The sequence below is a fragment of the Legionella santicrucis genome (genome assembly GCF_001468135.1).
GTDB lineage: Bacteria > Pseudomonadota > Gammaproteobacteria > Legionellales > Legionellaceae > Legionella > Legionella santicrucis.
The window spans coordinates 396218-398793 of the sequence record NZ_LNYU01000091.1 but is presented as its reverse complement, the minus strand read 5'-3'; the positions used below and the strand labels follow the sequence as shown (position 1 = coordinate 398793).

The window sequence follows — 2576 nt, the reverse complement described above, 5'->3', positions numbered from 1 at the left end:
AAACTCATTGTTAGAGCAAACCAAATTGCTTGGCAGGAGCTCAAAAATATGACCGCTTAAAACTGAGTGTGCGTAACATGAGTTAATTGATTTAACGCTGTTCTTTCTTCTTCGCAGAGGTATATCCTTATCATTTTTCTAAAACTAATCTATAAAAAATGCAGAGTACAATAACTTCTTTCTTTTTTATAGATATTTAATGAGGTCTGCTTATTATGGAATTAACGCCATTCTCAACTTTTTATGGATTACCCAACTCAAATTGAATTAGCGAGTTAGGATTTGTGAAGATGCATAATGAGCGGATTTGAATATTATGCCTATGATAATATTAGAGACTTTCGGAAAAGAATGATATATTTGGAGCACATTAATCAAATAAAACTCAATTGCCATGAAGCTTCCCCTAAAAGAACCAGTATTTGCCAGATACCTGTATGTAAGCCCCGAAAACATAGTTCATATCTTCATGCCAATCGTCAGTGGTACGAACATTGGGTTAGACAACACCTGCAAAGCGGTTTATGCTCTGCAAGAATTTTTTGACAAAGGCAGCAATTCAAACAAAAAGGCTAGCCTTAAGACCGAATTATTAGCCTACAAAGAGGCCCTGGAAAGTGACATCAACCTACTTGGAGCAGAGTCGCCACTCACCCAACAAAAACAAGAAAGGCTGGCTCAAATTGATGCGTATATGAAAGTACTTGTTTCTGTGGAAAATCACCCAGAATTAAACTGCCTCAATGCAGACTTTCCAAGTTACCCAAGACCATTAGAAGAGTTAATGCAAGACAGGAAAACCTCCAATCTCTACAGCATGGTCTTACGCCCTACAGCAGAAGATGGTTTTTTGCGTTCGGAAGCGACCAACCCCATATTTAGTGTGGCACACAAGAGTAACGCTAGAAACATAGGCAAGATGGTATCCCCTTTACAACACGCCCTCATCCAAGCCTATACCCCACTCACCTTTGAAGCCAACGATTTGAAGTTCCAAGTGATTAAGCAGGTAGCGCAATGGATGCGCCCTAATGAGCCTGTTGATTTTGAGTACTTAAGGAAAATCCTAAAAAAGACGATAAAAACGTTACTGAATGTAGACGTTGATTTTAGCAAAACCCAGCAAGGCAGGCTGATTCATCAACAAGAGATTAATAAGGCCATGGGCTTTAATTCTCTAACAACAAGTCCAAAAGAGTATATGGAAGCCTTATTCGGATACTGTGCTGGCAGCTTATTTGACTCCCTTATTGAATCCCCTTTCAACCGTTTAACCCAGGCAGAACACTGGTCTATAGCAACCCAATTTTTACTAGGCATCACCAATTTCTACTGTATCGCTCAAGGAATCATCAGCTCAGGCACGAATTTTGGGCAAATTCTGGATGCTCAGCCTAAATTAAGCGCGAACCTTGCCCAAACTCTAGCCCAAGCCCACCAAAGTAAGCGCAGCATCGAAGAAGCCTGCCTCTTGTGGATAAATGAGCATCTCAAAGAATTAGAATTAACCCGCCTACTCACCCAAGCAGACATCAAAAACATCCAAGAAACTTTTGCAACGCGTTATTCAGAAATCAAAGATTCCCATCATTTTGATGAGTTTTTCGTGTTAGACACGCAAAAGAAAGGCGATTTTGTGATACACCAAGGGTGTATCTGTACGAGTTTTGCTAAGTTTGTGCACTCTCCTTTATTGGATGTACCCCAAGGAGTAACCCAAGCTTTAGAGAAAGCGCGAAGTGGTGCAGGGAGCTTAGGTGGCAACATTCCCCATAAAAATTCTTTGGCTCAAGACGATGTGGTGATTGATACCGCCTCTATTAATCATGCAGCATTACAAGCCTTATACGAACGAATCAACACCTACAAAGACCCAACGCTCAAAGAAGCGCTCTTGGTGCAACTCAAACAAGAACGACCCGATTTCAAGCCCAAAATCGACGCCAAACAGTTTCTACAGCATGTAGCGTACGGTCAACAAATTGAGGCGGAACGTTTACTCAAAAAAAATGCTGATAGTGCTCAAGAGCTCCTCACCGCAAGAAAAATACCTTTTACGGACTATTCAGGAAGAACCTTTAACTGTACTGCCTATGAATATGCCTATTGGGCCAAAGACACGCATATGTGTCGGATGTTGGAACGGTATATGGATGACCCAACCAAGCACTTTATCCTGAAACGTGTTCAAAAAATCGAAGAACTCATAGGAGACAACCTATTCAAACACCCAAGAGGCCTTGCCTATACCCAAAAGGGAATAGAATACCGGAGCGCACATTTTGATTTAACGCCCTTAAAGCATGCATTAAGCACTTATATTGAGGCGTACAAGCAAAGACCTAAAACAACTAAAGCGGATTGGGAAGCGCTCGACACACTCTGGATAAAGATTGGTCTTCCCCAAAGAGAGGTACCTGCTCATATTGCTCAGGAATATTGTCATCCCAAGCGTTCATTTGAAGAGGTAGTCAAAAACCCTGCCTTATTGGATGCATCTAATCCAGCCAATCTAGAGCGACGACTTAAGTTTTATAACTGGGTGACTAATGCTAATGATGCATGGTTTACTCCCA

Annotated in this window: 1 protein-coding gene; it reads left to right on the top strand. The window is 41.3% G+C overall.

What is annotated here, in order from left to right; translation table 11 throughout:
* Nucleotides 1-394: 394 nt before the first annotated feature.
* On the top strand, nucleotides 395-2576 hold a 2182-nt coding region (locus tag Lsan_RS19590), incomplete at its 3' end, for a SidC (RefSeq protein ID WP_065236327.1).